Genomic DNA, 22,403 nt, shown 5'->3' with positions numbered 1-22,403 from the left:
GTTTCTTGTGACAGGTTGCAGCGGTTTTATCGGGAGCAGGTTAACAAGCAGTTTACTGGAACAGGGACATGCTGTCAGAGGGCTTGTATTGCCGAAGGAAAAAGGCGTTGGCGAAACACTTGCAGAATTGGGTATGGAACTGTGGGTAGGCGACGTTCTGAACCCTGAAACGATGGATGGCATAGGGGAGGATATTGATGTCGTCTATCATCTTGCCGGCAAACATTCTGGTTCTGTGTCCCGGATGAGGCAGCTGTATGTAGAGGGGACGCGGAATCTGCTGGACCAACTTTTGCGCAGCGGAACGTATGGCAAGTTCATTGTGGCAAGCAATGGGGCTGTATATGGAAGCGACAACGTTTGTGTGGCCGATGAATCTGCACTGTGCCATCCCGTTCATCCATTTGGAAGAATTACACTCGAAATGGAGCGGCTGGTCCAGCAATACTGCACCCATGCGAAATTTTCTTATATCATTCTCAGGATCGCTGAAGTGTACGGCCCGCTTGAGCATAATTATATCCGGCAATTAATGCGCTGCACTCAGATGCTGGGGAACGGGCGCAGTTATTCATCTAAAGTGCATATTGATGATGTTATTTCAATGATGCAGTTGGCCTGGAGTAATCTTGCTGTTCAAGAGATTTATAACGTGAGTGATGATCTTCCTCTAACACAGGAGGAATTGATAAAAGAGGTTCGGAAATATGCTCAACTGTCTGAAATACAATGGATTTCTCCTGAGGCTGTCACTGATCGTATCAGACTAAGTATACATGGTTTACGCGCCCTTTCCGTACGTATGGGAAACGAAAAGATAAAAAAGAATGCCGATGTACGGCTGGCATACCCTACTTACACCCATGCGATTCCTTATTTAATCGAAGAAATGTCCAATAGAAGCGAGGTGAATAGTTTGTGAGTCCGCCAAGAATTATGCTTCTTCCAAGCCCTCCTAGCTCCGGTTCTGTAGGATCAGTGAGCAAAACGCTGGGCATTGCCAAGGTTCTGCAAAGCCAAGGTTGCACGGTCAGCTTTGTGATTGGCGGCAAGCTTGCTGACTTTGTCCGAGCCAACGGCTTTCAGGTTTATGACTATCCGATTCCGCTTCCTTCAGGGAATTCCGGAGATGTTCGCAGTGCTGCCGATTATGTAGAGTGGACAGGGATGGCAGAATCGGGCTTTATTCGTCAAGCGGTTGAGGCTGAACTGAAGGCGATACAGGCTTTTAAACCCAACGCCATATTTGCCGAGTCTCGTCCGAGTGCTTCCATTTCAGCTGCCGTGGCCCAGATTCCCGCTTTAATGATTGCGAGCTGGCCAAGCCATCCAGCCTTCCCGGCCAACCTACAGTATCCGGGATCTGCCAAAGCTATCGCCGCTTTTAATGAGGTGTTGGCGGATTATTCACTGGATTCTGTTTCCAATCTGGCTGAATTATTATTTTCAAGAGCAACAATTAAAATGGCACCGACACTACCGGAACTGGAGCCGGAGCTGGCTGCGTTGAAGGAGTGCGATTTCGCCGGTTACATTCTGGATTTGGAGGCAAGACAATCTTCAAATCTGCAGTGGCATCCGGACTGGCAGGGCAAGCCGCTAATTTTTATTTATTTAAGCGTTAGTGCCATTCCCCCTTTAATTTATATTGAGCTGGTCAAAGAGATCTTTGACAAGCAACCCTACCGTGTTGCCTGTTTATGCGGATTTCATTATGAGCTTAAGGTGCTTCCTGACCATACCGACAATATTCAATTCCATTGGTTTATCCCGGCTGCTGAAATTATGCCGGAAGCAGCTCTGGTAATCTTTCATGGCGGACAAGATACTATGCTTACGACAATGTTGCATGGACTTCCGAGCATAACCGTTCCCGGTCAACATTTTGAACGGGACTATAATTGTACGCAGCTCCAAAATCTTGGTCTCACTTATAAGCTACCCGTTCAAGCATTCAGACCAAGCCGTATCCGTAAGATTGTTGAGACAGCGTTGAACGATAATTTGGCTGAGCTTCGCGGGCATTATAAGTCCAAGCTGAGGACTTTAAGCGGAACTGAGAATTGCTGTGCTGCATTGATCGCACTGGCACAAAAAAATAGCTGGCAGGTGTAATTTATGAAGATATCTGTTCCATATAACGGCGATATCCAGCTTATTGACGAGCTGGGCGGATACGAATATATCAGCTGCTTCTTCGGTGGTTCTTCTCAGGAGGGCTGTGGAAGCGGAAGATCGGCTGCGGCAATGCCGATAAGTACGCGGAGCGATATTGAACAAGCGGTTAAGCGGGCCCATATGTACAACAAAGAGTTTAACTATTTGATGAACAGTTCCTGTCTCGGCAACAGGGAATATGAGGATGAAGGCTACCGACAAATTGTAGATCAAATGGATTGGGCCGCTGAAATAGGTGTGGACTGGATCACCTTAGCCAATCAGCTGCTTGTGGACATTTGCAGGAGAAGACATCCTGAGATCAAAGTGAGCTTGTCTTCCTTTGCGGTGGTCGAAAGTGTGGAACGGGCAAAATACTTTGATTCAATGGGCGTCAAAGAGATCACAGTAAGAGAAAACATAGCCAGAGATTTCAGGCTGCTTGAACGTATACAGAACAGCGTTGAATGTGAAATCCAGGTCATTGTCAATCAGACCTGTCTCTATGAATGTCCAATGCAGGTCTATCATGACAATGTAATGAGCCATGGCTCATCCAACCGTGGAACGGATAACCAAAGCTTTATGGATTATTGCTCCGTCAAATGCACTTACGAGAAATTTAATGATCCAGGGAATATCATGAAGGCGCGCTGGATCAGGCCGGAGGATTTGGCGGAATATGAGAAGATAGGCATACACCGTTTTAAGCTGACGGACCGGTCAAAATCTACTGCCTGGCTGTTGCAGGCGGCAAAAGCCTATCATGATAGGCAGTATCCGGGGAACTTGGCTGATATTTTGAACATCGTTCACACCAACCATCGCAGAACGGCCGGTGCGGTTACACGAGAAAAGGCGGTTTTTTCCCGGCAAACGCAGCAGAGCCGCCAGAGCATCCGTGCCCTGACCTTATTGGATGTTTATATTGACAATTCTAAGCTGCAAGGTTTTATTGATTTTTTCAAAGAAGTCGATTGCCGGTCACTGGATTGTGCGGTATGCGGGTATTGTGATCAATTTGCCGTTGAAGCCCTTTCGTTTCCTGATCCTTCCGCCCGGACCAAGAGCTTAAACATGCTGCAGCAGCTGGTACAAGATACGGCAGAGCGGCAACCAAAGGTTTTCTGAGAGGAGATATAAGCATGCAGAACAAGGAGATTTTGGGTAAGCTGGCCGCTATTTTTTCAGAGGTCTTGAGCAAGGAGGTTACAATGGAGGAACTGGATGCGCAAGCGGATTTACTTGAAGCGTTCCATATGGATTCACTGATTGCTTTGCAGATTATCGTTAAGATTGAACAACAGCTTGGAATCGTCATTGAAGATGATGACCTGGCACTGGAACTATTAAATGATACCGGAAAATTGACGGCATATATTGAGGGACAGTCGGAAAGGGTGAGCAGCTGACGATGAATCTTTTGTTTCTTTCTGAAGGTGCTTATTTTGCCTATTATCAAGGGGCCGTCAAGGCTAACCGTGCAGTATTCGAGTCCCTGGCTGCCAGGGGACATCAATGTAGAGTAGTCCATCTGGTAGACCAGGAAGATTCTATGTTACAGGTGGAGGAACAGCTGCAGGAGCATGGGGTAAACAATATTATTCGTTCCGCGCATAGTCTTCAGGGGACAGTAAATGGTGTAGAATGCCATTTCACCACGAGTGTTATGCTGTTATACAGAACAGCAGGGGATTTGATGAAAAAAGGCAATCCGGACGTGGTTCTTGTGAATATGGCTTACCACACCATGGTTGCTGCGGGAATAAAGCTCGTGGCTGGAAGCGCAACAAAATTGGTTGTGATTTGTCATGATGTGATCACTCTCCCTTTTGGGCCGCATAGCTGGATCGAAAATCCGCTGCTCCGACAGGAGCTTGCCCAGGTCTCCGGCTTTATTGGTGACAGTGATTTCGTAGCTCATAATATCACCGAATGGGGTGGTTATACCAATGCTGTTTCGCTACGTTTCCCAATTTATGGGGATGGTATTTTTCCAACCTTTCATAATTTCAACAGAGGATACATCGCGATATGCAACCCTACAGAGATAAAGGGTTTATCCATTTTTCTGAAGCTGGCTCAAGCTTTTCCGGACTATCCTTTTGCTGCGGTAATTACATGGGGCGATTTGAAGCAGGAGGAACAATCCGCTTTACGTGCTCTGCCTAATGTGACACTGCTTGAACCGGAGCGCGAGATGAATTTGATTTTTGAACAGGTACGAGTGTGGCTTCATCCTTCCATCTGCGCTGAAGCTTTTGGGCAGACAGTAATTGAAGCGATGCTAAGAGGTATTCCTGTTATTGCAAGCGACCAAGGCGGCCTCATGCAATCGAAATGCAAGGTTGACTATAATCTTCCGGTGACGCCGATTACGGAAACTTACAAGGATGAAGCAACAGGACATACAATGCCGGTTATTCCCGAACAGGATACTGCCATATGGGTGGAGACTTTGCAACGGCTGCTGACGGACAGGACACTCTACGAATCCATTTCTGCAGCCTCTAAAGCTGCCGCGCAGGAATTTATAACGGAGGCCCAGCCTGAAAAATTCGAACTGTATCTGGAGAATATGCTGCAATCCGAAATGTCAGCAAGGTGAGGTGAAGAGTGTGGAAAAGACATTGGATACATCCGCCATTTCCGTTACATTGCTCGACTGTCTTCATCGTGCTTTAACAACAGGAGATATTGAACTTTGGCTGGAGACCCAGTATTTCGAAGATGAAATGGAAGCTGAATCACAGCGGGCATGGTTCCATGGGTATTTACAAAAAACAGTTCCGACTTGCATAGAATTTAACGTACGAAATGTCAGAATAAGTCTTGCTGAAATTGTTGCTGCTTGTACTTTGACCTTTACTTATGAACAGTTTGACCAGCTAAAGGATGAGCATATTTATACTATGCGCTATGTTGAAGACAAAAAAGAATGGAAGGTTGTAACGATCGAGAAAAGCTGGCTACCGTTTGGTTCGGCCGAAGCCGATCTAATTCATTACGATACTTATTCCATGACTGATCTCTTCTGGTGGACCAATGAAGCGGAATTGGAGATTGTTAGAAACAGCAACGATCCTCTGCCGGCGAATTTATACGCTCGGGCAATTCCACGAAATATACGTTCCCGGGAAGTGCACTCTGAATTGGAATGTGCGGCCATTCTATCCAATATGCTGTCTTTGCGCGTAGCTGATCTGGCAGCATTGCTGTTTCAGCCAACCGCTCTAGGGACGCTGGAGTCCTTATATCATTTTGCAAGTGAAAATATCAATTTCCAGATTGAGCGGCCTGATCGTAACAGCAGCTGGTCAAGCAAATTTACTGCTCCAACGTTTAGTTATGATGAACTGTTGACCTTGGCTGAAGATCACTTTCCATTAACCGCTAATTGTACGCCGCTTATGTCATTTTATTTTGCGGTGCTCCGATTATGCGGCTTGGCGGCTTCGGATATCGTCCAGCTCCGTTTAGTTAATTACGATTGTTTGCTCGTCTCCATCACTGGAGAGGCATACCTGTTTTTCACAGACCGGATTGTTAAATTAAATGCAGGTACTTACTATTATCAGACCGAAATCAGCAAGCTGTTCAATGAGAGGGAGTATTGGTCTGCTGCCGGAAGTTCGAATTTATCAGGCCGGACGGTGGAGCGATTAAATAACTGGTTCAAGGATGGCATTGTGTTTAAATTCACACGTCCGCTAACAACGGGAATTAGCTATATGGATGAATGCCCAATGCCCAGTTTAAAAGAATGCGCTGACCCGCTGCAACTTCATCGGTTGCTGCGTCAAACGATGCTGAGATACAGCTGCAATCTGCCGGATTCTGTATATACGTACGCCAAATATGCTTATCAGACACTATTAGTAACAAAACCGCAGGCTTATGTTCTGGCATCTATGAATAGTCCGCTTATTCGTCAGTTTCTGAGCGATTATAATACGAAACAGCATTTTTTTGAGTATGTGGATTTATTGAAGAAGAAATCCATATTTCGGGAACACGACCGACTGATGACTGCAGACCAAGTAATACGTCACGGTACCGCCGATCCGGCTTCCCTTACAGTGTTGGTGTATGTCTGGTTAAATCAAAGCCACCAGTCTCAAGGCGGGGTTTGTATAACTGATGAAGATAGCTATTGTTTTTTTGAAGGAGAAATATGGAGCGGCAAAAAACGAAAACCAGCATCAAAGATGCAAGGAAATCTGTTAGTAGCTTTTAACCATGAATCATGCTTCAGTGAGCTGATGAACATTTCTGAAGCGAAGACCGAATGGATAACATTCATACGGCAGCATATGACGATGTCTCATGAAGGAGCCGATCACATTGAATGACTGGATTAAAATTCAAGGTGCGAGAGAAAACAATCTGAAAAATATATCTCTGTCTATCCCCCGAAACAAACTAGTGGTGTTAACTGGATTGTCTGGTTCCGGCAAATCAACGCTTGCCATGAATACCTTGCAGCAGGAATGTCAGAGGCAATACATGGATTCGCTCGGTATGATAAGTGATTTTATCCACAAACCTAAGGTTGATTCTATTGAAGGGTTGTCGCCTTCCATCTGTATTGACCAGCGCCACACTAACCGAAATCCCCGGTCAACCGTTGGAACTACAACGGATTTGTACACCTTGCTTCGTATATTGTTTACCAAAAGCGGAGAAAGAGCTTGTCCTAATTGCGGAAGCCAAGTCAAGGGTTCAAGTAGTGCTGACATCTGGCAGGAAAACTATGAGTCGATCGAAACAGAGATTCAAGATCTTCCTATGTCCTATTCCGATGAGGGCAAAGCCGTGTGCCCAGAGTGCAGCCATGAGCTTAGAGCATTGACCATGTCCCATTTCTCTTTCAATAAACCTGAAGGCGCATGTCCGGTTTGTATGGGCTTGGGGGTTGAACGAAAACCGAATTTACAAGAAATTTTCAATGACAGCCTCAGCTTGAAGCAGTGTGCACTTAAGGGGAGCAATCCTCATGGAGCACAGTTAATGGCCGATAATTTGGTTGCAGCCGGTAACTATTACGGATTTGTGTTTGATCCTGATAAACCCTTGAGAGATTTGGGCACGGTCGAACGGGATCTGCTGTATTTCGGTGTATACAGCCAGCGATTTATCAGGCATTTTCCTGGGAAGACCCCTCCAACTTATGCTGCAGAGGGAAGATTCGAGGGGATTCTGACCAACCTGGAACGCAGATACAAGGAACGTGGACACGAATCGGACTATCGAGAGAAGATTGAAAAATTCTTTCATCTGCAAGAGTGTTCGGATTGTCACGGTACGAAGCTGAACGCAGACAGTCGAGCGGTTACGCTAGCCGGGAAAAGTATCACCGAAGCATCTGCAATGCCGCTCTTCCATTTGCTTGGCTGGTTGCGTAAAGTGTCCGCTCAACAGCTAGGGGGAAGTCAGGATCCGCTTATGAACATCGTTTCCGAAATGGAAAAAAAGCTGGCTCGCTTGATTGAAGTGGGTGTCGGCTACTTAAGCTTGGACCGCTCCACCGTTTCTTTATCTCTGGGAGAAATGCAGAGGCTTAAGCTCGTCTCATTAATCGGAGCTAGCTTAACAGGAGTTTTGTATATTCTCGATGAACCGACAATTGGCCTTCACCCGATAGATACCGAAGGTCTGCTCCGGGTGCTCCGGCAGTTGCGTGATCTTGGAAATACGGTTCTAGTTATCGAGCATGACCCGGATGTTATGCGGGCGGCCGATTACCTTATTGATATCGGACCGGGTGCGGGCAAGCAAGGGGGAGAAGTGGTTGCGGCTGGCTCCGTGCAGCAGCTGATTCAGTGCAGCAGATCATGGACCGGGCAGTATTTCGCTGGTAAAGATACGGTGGTTCTTCCTGAACAGCGCCGCAGAGGGAACGGGAAATGCATTGAGATTACAAATGCCAATCGCCATAACCTTAAGGATGTAAGTGTGAATATCCCGTTGAGCAAGCTCGTTGTGCTGACCGGGGTATCAGGGTCGGGGAAATCGACTCTTATGTTCGACGTCCTGGCTCGATCCGCACAGCTTCATTTTACCCAAAGCACCGAGACTGATGCCTATGCAGATGTTAAGGGCTGGGAGAATGTGCATAAGGTCATTAGCTTTGATCAATCCCCTATCGGTCAGACTGCAAGATCAAACGCGGCAACTTACACAGATGTATACACGGCGATAAGGAATATTTTTGCTGCGCTGCCTGAAGCGAAAATGCGTAATCTCCAGGCCAAACACTTTTCTTGCAACGTCCCCGGCGGCCGATGCGAACGCTGTCAGGGAGCAGGGCTTGTGCAAGTGAATTTGCAATTCCTACCGTCGGTTGAGACCCCATGTCCTGTATGCCGGACCAAACGATTTAAGCCGGAGATTCTGGATGTAAAGTATAAAAACCATAGCATTTCAGATGTATTGGCTTGCTCTGTAAAAGAAGGGATGGAACTGTTCGCGGATGAACCATCCGTATATAACAAGCTGGATGTGATGTGCCGTATTGGACTGGATTATTTAATTCTGGGCCAGCCGGCAACCACTTTGTCCGGCGGGGAGGCACAACGGGTAAAGTTGGCCAGAGAGCTCTCCAAAAGCAGTAGACACCACACCTTGTACTTGCTTGATGAACCAACAACAGGCCTGCATCCGCATGATGTGATTAAGCTGATTGATATGCTTGGGCAGTTGGTCGACTCGGGTAATTCTGTCGTTGTGATAGAACATAATACCGATGTCTTAGTCATGGCGGACTGGATTATTGACATGGGGCCGGAGGGAGGCCTGGAGGGGGGACAAGTCTTGGGTGAAAGCACACCAGAGAACATCGCGGAAATCAAGAATTCCAAAACAGGTCGAATTGTAAATCAGCTTCTCAATCAATATCAACAAAACTTAGAGGGGGAGTATACGTGTTAATTCTTGGTTTAAGCGGTGGGCTAGGACATGATTCAGCGGCATGTTTGGTTCATGATGGCGTTTTGGTGGCCTATGCTGAGGAGGAGCGTTTTTGCCGAAAAAAACATGCTTACGGAGAGCCCCCGGTTTTGTCGCTCCTCAATTGTCTGTCACAAGCGGGCGTTGCTTTTGAAGATATCGATCTGATTGCTTTATCATGGGACCCGCAAAAAGCGGAAGAATTGGGGATATTGGAGAAATTCAAGAAGCACCCGGTATTATCAGGCAAAAAAATGCCCACTATCATTTCGGTCAGCCACCATTTATGCCATGCGGCAAGTGCCTACTATTTATCCGGGTTCGATGATGCGGTGATTTTGGTTATGGACGGACAAGGTGACGATATTTCAACCACAGTAGCCTATGGGAAGAATGAGCATATTGAGGTTAAGCAAGAATACGGGATTTCACAATCGCTTGGATTTTTTTATTCCATCGTCAGTGATTATTTACAGCTTGGAGCATCGGGAGAAGGAAAGCTGATGGGATTAGCCTCTTATGGAGAGTCAGTCTATGACTTTTCTGTACGGTTGACGGAAGACGGGTACGAGATTCCTATCGGAGAACCTGATAGTTCGCTTGGTTTGGAGGATAAGTATAACAAGCTGACCCGAATATGGATGAAGGAAATGTACCGTAAATTCGGTGATCCTCCAAAGCGTATCTATAGCAATAATACACTGTATGGCGGGCTCAATTATACGGTCGAATACAGCAAGAAGCACAAAGATATTGCCGCATCGGCGCAGCAGGCGCTGGAAGACACTATTGTGCATCTTTGCCAGCAGACCATCCGGCAAGGCAACAGTAAAAATTTGGTGATAGGCGGAGGTGTTGCTCTCAATTGTACGACGAATGGAAGGCTGGAACGCCTCGGAATTTTCGATGAAATCTTCGTATTACCGGCAACCAATGATGCTGGGGGCTGTATCGGAGCTGCCATGATTGCCTCTAAAGAACGTTCCGTTCTCCCTGTAAAGGGCAGACTGAAGACTCCTTACTGGGGAATTTCCTATGATGACAACCATATATCGGAGGTATTAAACAAGCTTGGTTTGAAGTATAACTATTCATCCGATATTTGCCGGCAGACGGCAGAACTGATTGATAGAGGTAAAGTCATTGGCTGGTTCCAAGGCGCAGCCGAGATGGGGCCAAGGGCATTGGGCAATCGTTCCATAACAGCCAGTCCTGCAAGTTATGATTCATATGTAAAAGTCAATCAAAAAATCAAATTCAGAGAATCCTGGAGACCGCTGGCGCCAAGTATTATGGATGAACATGCGGATTGGTTGGTGGAGGAGGCGCAGTATTCGCCGTATATGCTGAAAGCCTACACAGTCAAAGAAGAGAGAAGGCAGGCTGTTCCTGCCATCGTGCATGTAGATGGATCTACCAGACCGCAAACGGTTCGAAGCGAGGTGAATCCGGTCTGGCATCAGCTTATTGCCGAGCATTATAAGTTGTCTGGAATTCCGCTGATAATGAACACATCGCTTAACACACGAGGAGAACCGGTGTGTGAGACTCCATACGACGCCATCAAAACCTTCTATACCTCCGCTATGGATGCGCTGGCGGTCGGCAATTTCTTAATCGAAAAATAATACGGGAAACGAGGGGATTTGACCGTTATGAACAGAGATGAGGAATATATCCAAGCGACAGTGATGGAACTAATCCGCAAAAATGGAGCCTTACCCTTAGTAGAGCAGAAAGAGACGCTGCAGGCTGCTGATTTGAACAGAACTTTAACCGAATGGGGAGTTAATTCGTTCCGGGCTTTATATCTTCTGTACGATTTGGAGGAGGTCTTCCGGGTTCAGATTCCAGACAACTGTCTCACTCCAGAGACCTTTGAGTCTCCCTTGACGATTATTAACTGTCTTAAAGTGTTGCTCAATGATAAGGCAATTTCCTGATGCATGATTTTTAATTCCAAGAATCGGGAGGATGAAGTATGACTCGAGGTTTATCAAATTGGGAAGCGCTGCTGCAGGCCGAGCGAATGCATAGAAGTCTCCCTCCTATCCGTGCTGATTCCGATTTAACCGATATTCCGCTGAGCGGCGCTCAGCGCAGATTATGGTTTTTGCATCAATTGAACCCTGCCAGCTCCGCTTACAATATGACGATACAATACCGCTTGAAGGGTTGTCTGAATTATAAACACTTGACTGAATGTCTGGGTATATTGAAGGAAAGGCATCGAATTTTAGACACTGTATTTTACGAAAAAGACGGGGAGCCTTACCAAAAGACGGTTCCACAGCCCGCAGCGGTCAGGATTGAGCGGTTGGATTGTCTTGAGTCAGAGATGGAGAAACAGGCGTTGGATTGGTTGGCAATGGAGATTAATAAACCGTTCGAATTAAATGGAGGCTCTTTATTTGAGACGGTACTGGTGCAGATGAGCCCAACCGAGCATTTACTGATATTTCGTTTCCATCACAGCATTTCAGATGCGTTGTCTCTGGATATTTTTACAAATGAATTCAGGGAGATCTACAACGCTTTGGAAGAAGGCAGGGTGGCACGCTTGCCTGAATTGCCGGTACAGTATTCTGCTTATGCGGTCTGGGAACAAAAATATATTGCAAATGCCGGCAATCCAACACTAATGGATTATTGGAGCAACAAGTTAGCTTCGGCAGATACACGGCTTGATTTAAACCTTGCGGCAATGCCTGAAGCTGCTGGGCCAACCGATTCGGAGTGCAATTATGGGGGAGAGTTGCCGCAGGATGCCTATAATGAAATGCTGGATTTTATAAAACGTCACCCCGAATTCACGGTCTATAACGTTATGCTCGCAGCCTACCGGGTCCTGATGTTTAGATATACCGGCCAGTCTAACCTGATTATCGGCTCAACCATGGCTAACCGTAACCGCATTGAAGTAAGGAATCTTATTGGTTTTTTTGCCAATACTTTGCCACTCACCACCAATGTGCAGACTGAAGACAGCTTCTTTGAAGTATTGAATAAAGAGAAAGAAACAATTAATGAGGGCATTGCCTATCAACAAGTCTCTTTCGACAAGCTGGTCAGTATTATGCATCCAGATCGCAGGCCAGGGGAAAATCCGCTGTTTCAAACGATGTTTACTTATGTGCAGAGCGGCAAAACGGATTTGGAGTTATCCAACCTAACTGTTGAAGCGTTAAAGGCAGATAAAAGCTCTTCGGCCTTTGACCTGACGATTGGGCTGAATGATACCGGAAGCGGAGTGCAATTATTTTACGAATACAACAATGATAAATGGTACGCGGCCTCATTGAGGCAATTCCATTACCACTACATTAACATTCTCCAGCAGCTGCTGCAGCGACCGGAGGCTACGGTTAGCAGCCACATGTTTTTGACCGCGGAAGAAATCAATAAAGTGATCTACGAATGGAATGATACTTGTACGGATTTCGGCTGTCTGGACAGCCGAAGGTTCATAAGCCAGATCAAAAAACAAGCTGCGAAGCATAGTCATCTGCGGGCTGTATTTTTGAGCGAAGAAGACAACATGAGTTATGAGGAGCTTGATCTGGCCTCAGATATGCTTGCTTCGAGGCTGATACAATTGGGGATCGGGCGTGGCAGCCTTGTTGGGTTGGGCTTGGAGAGATCTGTTGAGCTAGTCACCTCAATTCTGGCGGTAATTAAATGCGGCGGGGCATTTATGCCGCTTGATCCACAGCTACCCTCCAAACGTCTGGCCCATATGATTTGTGAGTCGTCGTGTGCACTGATCATCACCCAGGAACAATATGCGGCTCTGTTTAAACCGATGCATAAGGTGGTCCTCGTCGGGATTAGCTCTTATTCAGCTGACTTAAGGTGTGAAATTGTGCACAATGAGCCGGTCGAACCCAGCGATTTAGCCTATGTTATCTATACTTCCGGTTCAACCGGAACCCCGAAGGGCGCGATGAACAGCTATGAGGGATTATACAACCGGCTTCTTTGGATGCAGCAGCAGTTTGGTTTGGATGAGACCGATAAAGTGCTGCAGAAGACACCGCTCACTTTTGATGTGGCAGTATGGGAGCTGCTGTGGCCATTACTGCATGGAGCGGAATTGGTATTAGCCCGACCGGATAAACCGCATGATCCTGAATATATTGGGAATGTGATTGTCGAGAGGCATATTACGACGATTCATTTTGTTCCGGCGTTACTGCAGCAGTTTATGGACTCCTTTCCAATAGAAAGCTGCATTTCACTTAAAAATGTCATTTGCAGTGGAGAAGAGCTGAGTACCACATTACGTGATTCTTTTTTCTCAAAATCCGCTGCGCATTTGTTCAACTTGTACGGGCCCGCTGAGGCGGCCATTGATGTAACCTGCTGGGACTGTGCGGAGAGCCGAGGCCATTCAAGTGTTCCGATCGGCAAACCGATTTCCAATCTCCGAATCTACATTCTGGATAAATATCTTCTGCCGGTTCCCGTTGGGGTTTACGGAGAAATATGCATTGGTGGAATAGGAGTGGGCCTAGGATACATCGGAAATGAAGAGCTGACCAACCGCAGTTTTGTACCCGATCCTTACTCCAGACATCCTGCTGCTGAACGTCTGTACCGCACAGGAGACATGGGCAAATTCCTCGAAGAAGGCACGATTATTTATGGGGGAAGAACAGATCAACAAATCAAGCTCAACGGTGCGCGGATAGAGCTGGGTGAAATCGAGGCCGTATTTCGCCGTTACAACCGGATCAAAGAGATTCTTGTCCATCCGCTCAAGCAGAATAACGGGGGGCAGCTTATGATTGCCTATTATGTAAGCGATGAAGAGATTGCCGCTTCGGAGCTGCGAAATTATGCGAGAGCTTATTTGCCGGCCTATATGATTCCTGGCATCTTTATGAGACTTGAGAGATTTCCGTTAAATCGAAATGGTAAGGTTGATCGCCAGGCGCTTCCGCTGCCTGATGTGAGATTTAAAGAAGCGAGCAGCGCTCTACTTCCTAAAAATGAGTTTCAGGCAGAGATAGAATCTATCTGGCAAGAGTTGTTGAGTTTGGAGGGTCGTGCGATCGGCATTGCCGAGAATTTTTTTGATCTGGGCGGCCATTCGTTATTAGCTCTAAAGCTAGTTAGTATTGTCAACAAAAGATTCAATACAAATATAACCATTATGGAGTTGTACCTAGGCGAATTTACGATTGCAAGAATGGCGGACATGCTTGCTGAACCGTCCTCTGCTGCAGCCCAGGGGCAGCTGACGAAATCAGTGTTATCTCAATTAGGAATGTCGTTGGAAGAAATTTTGCAAGTAGGCGAAGGAACATTAGGCCAGAGATAAATGATGGACAGGGAGGATATGATGGACCAAATACAACAGCGGGTGGAGGTATTGCTGCGCCTATTTGTAAAGTGTGATATTTCCTTGGAGCCCGAAAGTGTGTTCACAGATCTGGAAATGGATTCGCTTACTTACATCAAATTTATTGTTGAAGTTGAGCGGGCGTTGCAATTGGACTTTGATCCTTACCTTTTGGTAGCAGGACATTTTCCTACGGTTGGAGATTTAACGGCATATCTCTGGAGTAAAAATGGTGAAGGATGTGCCACAGATGCCTAACCTGCCGATCAAGTACCCTATGGTGAACAGCAGCATGAACAGCTCTCATCTGCTCAGTGTAGTAGAAGTCTGCTCTAGAAAGATGGATTGGCTGCATAACCATTATATTCATTTGTATCTTGGAGCGAATATGGATGTGATGGATCTTGAATTTCTGTCACCCGAGCAATCTTTGGGGCATTTCCCCTATCTGAATTTGAAAGAGATCAGGCTTGGTCCTGAACGTGTTGCTGTAAAACAGATCTTGGATTGTCTGGCCGAGAAGGAGTATGTCGAAGTAAGCTTGGATGAATTTTATATAGAAGGTAAGCACTATTTTAATAAGGTTCATTTCGAAAGGAATTTTATGATTTACGGCTATGATGATCTTAGTCATACATTTAGTATTGCTGGCTCGGATTACGATAAAATCTTCGAGTTTCATGAGCTTCCCGCCGATCAGATCATATCATCGCTGCGCGCTCATGCATTCGAGCGGCGTTCGATTCGCTCTGTCCGGCTAAATGAAGCTGATAAGATGCATTTTGAGCCAACTACACTGATCGCAAGCCTAGCGGATTATTACTATTCACGCCAGCCAGAAACCATGGTAACCTGCCCGGGAACAGATGGAGGTTCGTGTTGGGGAATGAAGGTGTATGGAGCGCTGCTAGACTATTTAGATAGGTTGGCGCGTAACGAAATTTTCTATTGTGTTCGTCCGTTTCATTTACTCTGGGAGCACAAAAAATGCATGGTTAACAGGCTTGGATATTTATCTCAATGTGGATATAACCTTTCTGATTTCATTATGAAAGGCTATGAGGATATATACGAAACCACTCTTATTCTCAGAAACATTTTGGTGAAATATCATCTTGAGCCTGACCTTAACCTGTTGCGGATCGCTGCACGCACAGTGGAGAGTATCGATGTGCAAGAGCGCGCGCTTCTGTCAGCGCTTTTGAAAGAGTTTAGTACTGTAATCAGCAAAATAGAAGAAAAGGAGAATTCTCGGTGATACCCGATAAATGTGAAGTTGTTATTATTGGATCTGGGGCAGTCGGGGCGTGTACAGCCTACTATTTAGCCAAAAAAGGAATAACCGATGTGGTAGTGCTTGAGAAAAGCGAAAGTTTAGGCGGAGCAACCACATCTATCTGCGCAGGCGGGATGCGAAGTCAGTTTACAACGGAGATAAATATTGAATTGTCCAAGTTAAGTTTTCGATTGCTGGAGCAGCTTGATTCGTATAACCTTGTTCAGGATGAAATGGACCAGTGCGGATATATGTTTATTTTCACGGCACAAGATAATCTTTCTGAGTTTTATGATGCGATGCTTTTGCAGCAAAGGTTGGGTGTGCAAACGGAATGGATGGAGCCTAAGCAGATTCAAAAGAAGCTGCCGATGCTGGTTCTAGAGGATGTAACCGGTGCAACTTACAATAAGCAGGATGGATTGATCGATCCCAATAAGATTACAAGCACGTATATTCGGCTCTCCAGAGAGCTGGGTGTCAAATATTATCCTGGAGTCGCTGTAACGGACTTTATTACTGACGGTTCCGCGATACAGCAAGTGGTAACGTCAGAAGGAGCGATAACTTCGCGAGTTGTTGTAAATGCTACGGGCCCCTGGTCCAAATTTGTGGCTGCTAAAGCCGGAATTGAGTTGCCGGTAATCCCCTGCCATCAGCAGTTGTTGGTTACAGATGTGCTCCCATGGCTGCCCGCCGATTTTCCCGTTATTGTGTTCCCCGGGGAAGGTCTGGGCTTACATAAGGAGACAGGCGGTCTGTTAACGGGCTTAAATAAGCCCTTTGTTGCAGGGGGATGCGAAGATCCGGATTATAGCTACTCAGACCCGGAATGGGAATATAAACATCTGGAAGCTGCTCTTCGTCGGCTACCTCGTCTCCAGGAAGCAACCATCAAATCCTGCTGGGGAGGGTATTATGATGACACGCCGGACTCCCATCCGGTGCTGGGCGCTGATAACAAAATCCAAGGGTTTTACCATGCGTCAGGATTCAGCGGACATGGTTTTATGCACAGCCCGGCCGCCGGACTCCTAATCAGTGAAGAAATAGCCGGGAATTCGGCACAAACATTAGACATATCATCATTGCGGTCCAATCGCTGGCTAACTGCAGCAGGCAGAAAAATTAATGAATACTACAAGATTTAGAAGTATAGGAGGTTTATTGAAATGGAGAACTCTAAGAACCAAATGTTAAAGCTTATAGATAATATGCTAAACGCAAATGTGCTTCAGCGGACGGATCTCAAACGGTTTACCGCAAAACTTGAGCATTCACCGGATGATCCCGAAATGCTGCGTCTGGAGCTTGAATCCTGGTATCGTGGGATGGGGGTAGATCAGATCATTGGCAGAAAATTCGAACTATCGCCTTGTCCTTTTACAAGCGAAGAGATTCGTTCATCGAGAGAAAATGGAGAAATTATTTTGTGCTTTCCCAAGGGAATTACACGGGAACAGATTGGTGAGCTTACAAGAATTTCAAGCTGGGCCTTAAAAGATCCACTTGTGACAGCCGCAACGGAGCAGGAAGATTGCTGGATTCGAACATCGGCTGCGCTGTCGCCTTCATTAATGAAACACACAGGGCTAGAGGTTGCACACTTAGTGGAAGACAGCGGGGATCTTAACTTTAGTTTGGAAAGGTATCTTCTTTTCGTGGCTAGAGTGAGATTCTTGACAGGTAATACCCCGGATTCGGAATACTGGATTTGGCTTCCAAGAGGGAGATACGACCGTTCGGGAATGTTAATTGCCGGTTTTGACCGAAATGGCTGCTTTAATGTGCATGGCTGGATGCCCCAATTCTCTGCCAGTTTTTTGGGTGCCAGATTTGGAACACTTCCCGGTTCCGCTGCCAAAGTCGGTTCTTCCATCGTCTCAGATTCAGACCTCAGTTTCACTAAAATTTAACAATGGAGGCCGAAATCAATGGCAGATCGTCAGAGTAAAAGAGTAGCCTGTGTTATTCCCCCGTTTTACCGGCTTATTGAGTCGAAAAACAATAGGATCAGTCCTGCTATGCATTACATAGCGGAGATATTGCATCGTAGGGGTCATGCAGTCACGTTAATTAATGGCGATAATGCTCCAGATGATCATGATTATACAGAGCGGTACAGTATGACTATGAACAGCTGGCTTATGCAGGAACGTTGTACTCGGGGGCATGAAAGCTTTGATATGGTCATAAATGAGCTAGAGCGCTTTCAGCCTGATTATGTGTTTATTGGTGTTGGCGATGTTCTGATGCCTACTGTCGAACTTGGAAGTACTCAGTCCTGTGCATACCTTGCAAAAGAGATAAAGAAGAGATGGGGAGATAAGGTTACCTGTATTGGTTATGGACATTTGCTTAAACATGCCAAGCTGAAGGACACGGCTGATTTGGATACGATCATTGTTGGAGAAGGCGAGGATCTTGCGGTTTCTGTAGTAGAGGGGAATGCAAGGGGAATGCTGCCTGTTAAATGGGCCCAGCAATTAAACGATCTTCCGATACTGACAGATTCATATTTAGCGCAGAAAAATAAGCCGGAAGACTGGGACTACATTATGTCTATGCGCGGGTGCCCCAAACGCTGTACATTCTGTTATCAGCCCTCGCTGCGCGGCTGCAATGTCTCCTTTATGTCTCCCGAACGTTTTGTTAGCGAAATCCGCTACCGCATTGAACGTATGCATGTATTTGGATTTTATTTCTCAGATATGATCTTTCTGCCGGGCTTAGGCAAACGCACTTCAGAAATGCTTAGATTGCTGATTGAACTAAAAGAGGAGTACCCTGAGTTTCACTGGTGGGCAGAGGCGCGCGTGGACATTTGTGTGAGACAGAATATCCTTGATAAGATGAAGCAGTCGGGGTGCGTGCATTTGAAATTTGGTGTGGAAATGGCCAACCAAAGGATGCTGCAAGTGGTGAATAAAGGAATTAGATTGACGGAAGTCGAGGAAGCTTTCCGCATGGCAGCGGAGGCGGGAATCAAACGGACAGCCTATATTTTGCTGGGATGCCCTGGATTCAATGACCAAGATTATATAGAGATGTTACCTTTTTTTAAAGCCTTAAAGGCTGATAATTATGTGATAAATATCAATGTTCCTTATGTTGGCACACAGCTATATGAACAGGTGAAGGAACAGCTTTTTGATTTTGGAATTTATAAAGATGGTGAAGAAAGCTACATGCATACTTCCTTGGTGATGCAAAAATTCTGGGGAATTTCTGATGAAACACGGGATAGTTTTTTTGCACTTCAAGGAGAGAAAGATGATGCAAAAGTAAGGAATTATAAGCGGAAAATTGTAGAGAAAGCTGCTTTTATAGAGAATGACGTGTTGTCCTTTCATGAATAGGATTCGCAAGTACTTATGAGCTGAAGGAGTAGCGATGAGCGATGGAGATTTTCGGGGTGAAGGTGGCTGAGCTAATATCTGAACCTGCGTTAGAAACATTAATGTGGCGCATCCCCCAACAAAAGAGAGAGCGGCTTAAACGCTTTAAAAGAGTGGAAGCGTTGCAGCATTCTCTTATTGCTGAATTGCTGGTTCGTGTAAGCTTAAATAAACGGTTAAAAGTGAACAACCGCGATATCGAGTTTGTTACAAATGTCTACGGAAAACCCTCCCTAAAAAAAAGGGGGGGTACTGTAGAGTTTAATATTTCGCATTCAGGAGAATGGGTGGTTTGCGCATTAGATGAATTGCCGATCGGTATTGACATTGAGCAGATTCAGCAAGCCGATCTTAATATTGCTAAGCGTTTTTTTTCGCAAGATGAATATGTCCAATTGACGGAATGTGAAGAGATGGGTCGGATGAGTCTTTTCTTTGACCTTTGGACACTTAAAGAAAGCTATATCAAAGCGATAGGGAAGGGATTATCTCTTCCATTGAACTCGTTTTCGTTTCGTTTAAACAACGGAATTCAATTGGAGAACCATGACGCAATCGGATTGTATCACTTTAAGCAGTATCATATTGATGAGAAATATAAATTAGCCGTATGTGCGCAAAACCCCTTATTTCCCGGGGAGGTTTCAGTGGTAAACCAATGCCAATTTCACCAGGATTGCATGCAACTATTGGATGCTTTTTAACGATCTAAGCCTAGGTGATATTGAACTTGTTACAGAGAAGCGGCTTATCTACAGATAAGTTGCTTTTTGTCTTGCACGTTTTCGCTTTATCTAGATTTGAAGTTTTCTGCCAAGGTGTTAATATTCCCTCATCGGTTATATGCATAAGCCATTGATTTGATGTAAAATGTCCATGAGTGATTAATGCTGGAGATTTGATCAAATATTGATGGAACAGGAAACTCGCATACGCGATGCAAGGAATCGTTCGAATCTGAAGATAACTATCGGAGGGACCAGAGATGGCTGAGCAAAAGATGATTGAAGTGCCGTTTCAGCAATGGGTAAACGATAAGGAGCTGTGGGTACAGCTTAATGATTTGATGATGCAGGAGAGTAAACTCCCAGGACCACGAGTGAATTTGGAGCTCTCAGACCATTTCGCCAAACAATTCGCGCATCCTAATCTAACAGATACAGGCTGGGAGCTGCTCGTCTCTTGGACTAATATTACTGAAGCTGAAGCTGGGGTGAATGATCCCCGTGAGTTTCTGCCGTTTTGTGCGATTAGGGCGTTCGGTGCTTATTACAGTTACGGTGGAGAAGAGCAGCAAGTAGTGATTCAAAACATCATTAAGACAGCTATGAATGACTCGCGATGGAGGGTACGTGAAGCATCTGCTATGGCGCTGCAAAGTATAGGGGAGGATGATTTCACCCTACTTAGACAGCTGATCGACATGTGGGAGAAAGGTGCGAACAGGCTTGAACAACGGGCTTTTGTAGCGGCATTAGCGCATCCTCCTCTTTTAAAAAAGAAAGAAAATACGCTATATTGTCTTCAGTTGGCTGCCCGAATCATGGAGAGTATAGATGGTGGGGGAGCGCAACATGAGGACGCTGAGCATTTTCGTGTATTATCTAAGGGACTTGAATACAGCTTGAGTGTATTTGTGGCGAATGAGCCTGAAGAAGGCTTTGTTATGCTGGAGAGATTTGCAAAGAGCCGAGATGCCCGAATCATTAAGATTGTGAAGAGTAATCTTGGCAAATCGCGTCTGAGTAAAAAATATGCTGCCCAGGTGGCTGAGATTCTAAAGGAATTCGATAACATAGGAAAAGATACTTAGGATACGAGTGCCATTTGGCAGTTGTATTTAATCATTTTTTTGTTTTTACTTATATTAGAATTAACAATTAAAGAAACAAAGAGAATTAAGATAATCAAAGAAAACCATTCTATGGATTGTTCGAATATTAAACTGTAAGTTATATTAATAAATTCAAAGACAACTGTTATTATTAAAAATATTGCCCAGCGATCTTTTTTCATGAAAATATACCATCCTAATCTATATGGAGAATATTGATAGATTTTAAGTTGTTCATATCCTCAAAAGTTTGACAAACGCATGAAATGTAACTATTATAGTTGCATCTGAATGATGTTTTGCAGCAAGGCAGAAGGAGAGATTTCTATGAATATTAGCACCCGATTTGCGGTAGCCATTCATATATTAACGTTGATTGACAGCAATAAAGAAGGCAAAAGCACTTCGGAGTGGATAGCTGGTAGCGTAAACACAAACCCTGTAGTTATCCGTCGGCTTACGAGTATGCTGCAAAAAGCAGGATTAGTAAATGCCCGCCCCGGAGTCGCAGGTGCTTCGCTTACACGTAGCGCATCCGAGATTACGCTGCTGCAGATTTATAAAGCAGTTAATGCGGTGGAAGAGGACTCGTTGTTTTCTGTCCATGAGCATCCTAATCCCGATTGTCCTGTTGGCAAGAATATAGCCAGTGCAATTGTACCTGTGTTCTCGCTCGCCCAAAAAGCAATGGAGAATGTTCTCCAGGAGGTTACATTGGAGCAGATTGTGAATGAAATGCCTGAATTATGATTACTCCATATCATAGCTTAGAAGGAAGGCCAGAACATGTGAAAACGTGATTCTGGTCTTTTTTTGCTTAATTAGGTTTATGGACAAAGAAGGGAAGTAAGAGGGAATATAGAATCTGTATTTAGAAGCCGGATTAAAGATAATATACATACATTGAGGGAGAGCTAAAGAATGTTAAAGAAATTACTGCCTATACTACTAATTATAGTAATGATTACCGGATGTAATGAATCAAGGGATACCACTAAATACGAGGATGCGAATTTTGGAATCACCTTTAACTATCCGGATCATTGGGTTGTAACTGAGAAGTATGGAGCGCCATTATGGTTGATAGTCTCTACGACTGATTATAAACCTGCTGAGGGACTTAAAGGTCCAGGAGTAATGCTCTTTGGATTTAAGCCTAAGGATATGGAGCTTGTCAACAAATGGCTCGGGGATGCCCAAACGAATTACAACAACGGGGCGGAGCTGACAAAAAGTAAAGCTAGTTTAGGCGGGTTAGAGTCCATAAAGTACGAAACTGAAGTATTCGAAGAGGAAGGGAGTAAAGGGAAAGCTATCTATTACGTTATTGAGGAACCGGAAATGTCATTTATGGTGCAGTTCCCTTACAGTGTGGATGAAGTACATAAAGAAGACATGAAGAGGATAGAGGATATTTTACAATCCATAAAGTTTACAAAAGATTAA

The 22,403-nt window shown here is 45.2% G+C and carries 19 protein-coding genes and 1 pseudogene; 19 read left to right on the top strand and 1 reads right to left on the bottom strand.

Annotated elements, in window-relative coordinates:
- Nucleotides 1–7 precede the first annotated feature (7 nt).
- From MHH49_RS29355 to MHH49_RS29275, 17 genes and pseudogenes are all read left to right on the top strand, one after another.
- The gene (locus MHH49_RS29355) at nt 8–922 is read left to right on the top strand and encodes an NAD-dependent epimerase/dehydratase family protein (protein ID WP_036685918.1); all 915 of its coding nucleotides are present in this window, start codon (nt 8–10) and stop codon (nt 920–922) included.
- Complete coding sequence (locus tag MHH49_RS29350) at nt 919–2,115, top strand: glycosyltransferase (protein WP_036685920.1); 1,197 nt, start codon at nt 919–921, stop codon at nt 2,113–2,115. The genes MHH49_RS29355 and MHH49_RS29350 overlap by 4 nt, the downstream gene beginning before the upstream one ends.
- A 3-nt stretch (nt 2,116–2,118) precedes the next feature.
- The gene (locus MHH49_RS29345; RefSeq protein WP_036685921.1) at nt 2,119–3,288 is read left to right on the top strand and encodes a peptidase U32 family protein; all 1,170 of its coding nucleotides are present in this window, start codon (nt 2,119–2,121) and stop codon (nt 3,286–3,288) included.
- Between the two features lie 14 nt (nt 3,289–3,302).
- Nucleotides 3,303–3,569 carry an acyl carrier protein gene (locus MHH49_RS29340; RefSeq protein ID WP_036685924.1) on the top strand — a complete coding sequence of 89 codons (267 nt, stop codon included), beginning with the start codon at nt 3,303–3,305 and terminating at the stop codon, nt 3,567–3,569.
- Nucleotides 3,570–3,571: 2 nt separating this feature from the next.
- Nucleotides 3,572–4,765 (top strand): glycosyltransferase, encoded by a 1,194-nt coding sequence (locus tag MHH49_RS29335; protein WP_036685925.1) that lies wholly within the window; start codon nt 3,572–3,574, stop codon nt 4,763–4,765.
- A gap of 10 nt (nt 4,766–4,775) precedes the next feature.
- Nucleotides 4,776–6,509, top strand: a complete 1,734-nt coding sequence (locus tag MHH49_RS29330; RefSeq protein ID WP_036685928.1) for a hypothetical protein — start codon at nt 4,776–4,778, stop codon at nt 6,507–6,509.
- Nucleotides 6,502–9,087 carry an excinuclease ABC subunit UvrA gene (gene uvrA / locus MHH49_RS29325; protein ID WP_051491422.1) on the top strand — a complete coding sequence of 862 codons (2,586 nt, stop codon included), beginning with the start codon at nt 6,502–6,504 and terminating at the stop codon, nt 9,085–9,087. The genes MHH49_RS29330 and uvrA overlap by 8 nt, the downstream gene beginning before the upstream one ends.
- Nucleotides 9,081–10,733, top strand: coding sequence for a carbamoyltransferase family protein (locus MHH49_RS29320; RefSeq protein WP_036685931.1), 1,653 nt, complete (start codon nt 9,081–9,083; stop codon nt 10,731–10,733). Before uvrA ends, MHH49_RS29320 begins: the two co-directional genes overlap by 7 nt.
- A gap of 27 nt (nt 10,734–10,760) precedes the next feature.
- Nucleotides 10,761–11,048: a hypothetical protein gene (locus tag MHH49_RS29315; protein WP_076141736.1), complete on the top strand. Its 288-nt coding sequence runs from the start codon at nt 10,761–10,763 to the stop codon at nt 11,046–11,048.
- A 38-nt stretch (nt 11,049–11,086) separates the two neighbouring features.
- Nucleotides 11,087–14,428: a non-ribosomal peptide synthetase gene (locus MHH49_RS29310; protein WP_076274929.1), complete on the top strand. Its 3,342-nt coding sequence runs from the start codon at nt 11,087–11,089 to the stop codon at nt 14,426–14,428.
- Between the two features lie 18 nt (nt 14,429–14,446).
- Entirely contained in the window at nt 14,447–14,707 is a 261-nt protein-coding gene (locus tag MHH49_RS29305; protein ID WP_162164283.1) for an acyl carrier protein, read from the top strand.
- The gene (locus tag MHH49_RS29300) at nt 14,700–15,707 is read left to right on the top strand and encodes a hypothetical protein (RefSeq protein WP_076105500.1); all 1,008 of its coding nucleotides are present in this window, start codon (nt 14,700–14,702) and stop codon (nt 15,705–15,707) included. The genes MHH49_RS29305 and MHH49_RS29300 overlap by 8 nt, the downstream gene beginning before the upstream one ends.
- Nucleotides 15,704–16,876 (top strand): NAD(P)/FAD-dependent oxidoreductase, encoded by a 1,173-nt coding sequence (locus MHH49_RS29295; RefSeq protein WP_036685941.1) that lies wholly within the window; start codon nt 15,704–15,706, stop codon nt 16,874–16,876. The genes MHH49_RS29300 and MHH49_RS29295 overlap by 4 nt, the downstream gene beginning before the upstream one ends.
- Before the next feature lie 21 nt (nt 16,877–16,897).
- A complete protein-coding gene (locus MHH49_RS29290; protein ID WP_339810804.1) occupies nt 16,898–17,641 on the top strand; it encodes a hypothetical protein in 744 nt (247 codons plus the stop codon).
- An 18-nt stretch (nt 17,642–17,659) separates the two neighbouring features.
- Nucleotides 17,660–19,084, top strand: a complete 1,425-nt coding sequence (locus MHH49_RS29285) for a B12-binding domain-containing radical SAM protein (RefSeq protein ID WP_076105502.1) — start codon at nt 17,660–17,662, stop codon at nt 19,082–19,084.
- A gap of 41 nt (nt 19,085–19,125) precedes the next feature.
- Nucleotides 19,126–19,731 (top strand): annotated as a pseudogene (locus MHH49_RS29280) (4'-phosphopantetheinyl transferase family protein); the annotation flags it as partial.
- A 377-nt stretch (nt 19,732–20,108) separates the two neighbouring features.
- A complete protein-coding gene (locus MHH49_RS29275) occupies nt 20,109–20,936 on the top strand; it encodes a hypothetical protein (RefSeq protein WP_339810802.1) in 828 nt (275 codons plus the stop codon).
- Here the strand turns inward: MHH49_RS29275 and MHH49_RS29270 are convergent.
- Complete coding sequence (locus tag MHH49_RS29270; protein ID WP_076147195.1) at nt 20,933–21,139, bottom strand: hypothetical protein; 207 nt, start codon at nt 21,137–21,139, stop codon at nt 20,933–20,935. The two genes, MHH49_RS29275 and MHH49_RS29270, sit on opposite strands and share 4 nt — an antisense overlap.
- 145 nt (nt 21,140–21,284) lie before the next feature.
- On the opposite strand from MHH49_RS29270, the gene MHH49_RS29265 reads away from it, so the two are divergent.
- The gene (locus MHH49_RS29265) at nt 21,285–21,707 is read left to right on the top strand and encodes an Rrf2 family transcriptional regulator (protein WP_076100677.1); all 423 of its coding nucleotides are present in this window, start codon (nt 21,285–21,287) and stop codon (nt 21,705–21,707) included.
- Nucleotides 21,708–21,878: 171 nt separating this feature from the next.
- Nucleotides 21,879–22,403 (top strand): hypothetical protein, encoded by a 525-nt coding sequence (locus MHH49_RS29260; RefSeq protein ID WP_076272864.1) that lies wholly within the window; start codon nt 21,879–21,881, stop codon nt 22,401–22,403.

The organism is Paenibacillus sp. FSL F4-0122 (assembly GCF_038002845.1).
Classification (GTDB): domain Bacteria; phylum Bacillota; class Bacilli; order Paenibacillales; family Paenibacillaceae; genus Paenibacillus_AQ; species Paenibacillus_AQ odorifer.
Note: the sequence above shows the minus strand (reverse complement) of the source record. Positions and strands in the feature narration are given on the sequence as shown.

Excerpts from the sequence above, each read along its gene's own strand:
- MHH49_RS29345 (WP_036685921.1), top strand. The coding sequence starts at position 2,119 with ATGAAGATATCTGTTCCATATAACGGCGATATCCAGCTTATTGACGAG.
- MHH49_RS29340 (WP_036685924.1), top strand. The coding sequence starts at position 3,303 with ATGCAGAACAAGGAGATTTTGGGTAAGCTGGCCGCTATTTTTTCAGAG.
- MHH49_RS29335 (WP_036685925.1), top strand. The coding sequence starts at position 3,572 with ATGAATCTTTTGTTTCTTTCTGAAGGTGCTTATTTTGCCTATTATCAA.
- MHH49_RS29315 (WP_076141736.1), top strand. The coding sequence starts at position 10,761 with ATGAACAGAGATGAGGAATATATCCAAGCGACAGTGATGGAACTAATC.
- MHH49_RS29310 (WP_076274929.1), top strand. The coding sequence starts at position 11,087 with ATGACTCGAGGTTTATCAAATTGGGAAGCGCTGCTGCAGGCCGAGCGA.
- MHH49_RS29305 (WP_162164283.1), top strand. The coding sequence starts at position 14,447 with ATGATGGACCAAATACAACAGCGGGTGGAGGTATTGCTGCGCCTATTT.
- MHH49_RS29300 (WP_076105500.1), top strand. The coding sequence starts at position 14,700 with ATGCCTAACCTGCCGATCAAGTACCCTATGGTGAACAGCAGCATGAAC.
- MHH49_RS29290 (WP_339810804.1), top strand. The coding sequence starts at position 16,898 with ATGGAGAACTCTAAGAACCAAATGTTAAAGCTTATAGATAATATGCTA.
- MHH49_RS29285 (WP_076105502.1), top strand. The coding sequence starts at position 17,660 with ATGGCAGATCGTCAGAGTAAAAGAGTAGCCTGTGTTATTCCCCCGTTT.
- MHH49_RS29275 (WP_339810802.1), top strand. The coding sequence starts at position 20,109 with ATGGCTGAGCAAAAGATGATTGAAGTGCCGTTTCAGCAATGGGTAAAC.
- MHH49_RS29270 (WP_076147195.1), bottom strand. The coding sequence starts at position 21,139 with ATGAAAAAAGATCGCTGGGCAATATTTTTAATAATAACAGTTGTCTTT.
- MHH49_RS29265 (WP_076100677.1), top strand. The coding sequence starts at position 21,285 with ATGAATATTAGCACCCGATTTGCGGTAGCCATTCATATATTAACGTTG.
- MHH49_RS29260 (WP_076272864.1), top strand. The coding sequence starts at position 21,879 with ATGTTAAAGAAATTACTGCCTATACTACTAATTATAGTAATGATTACC.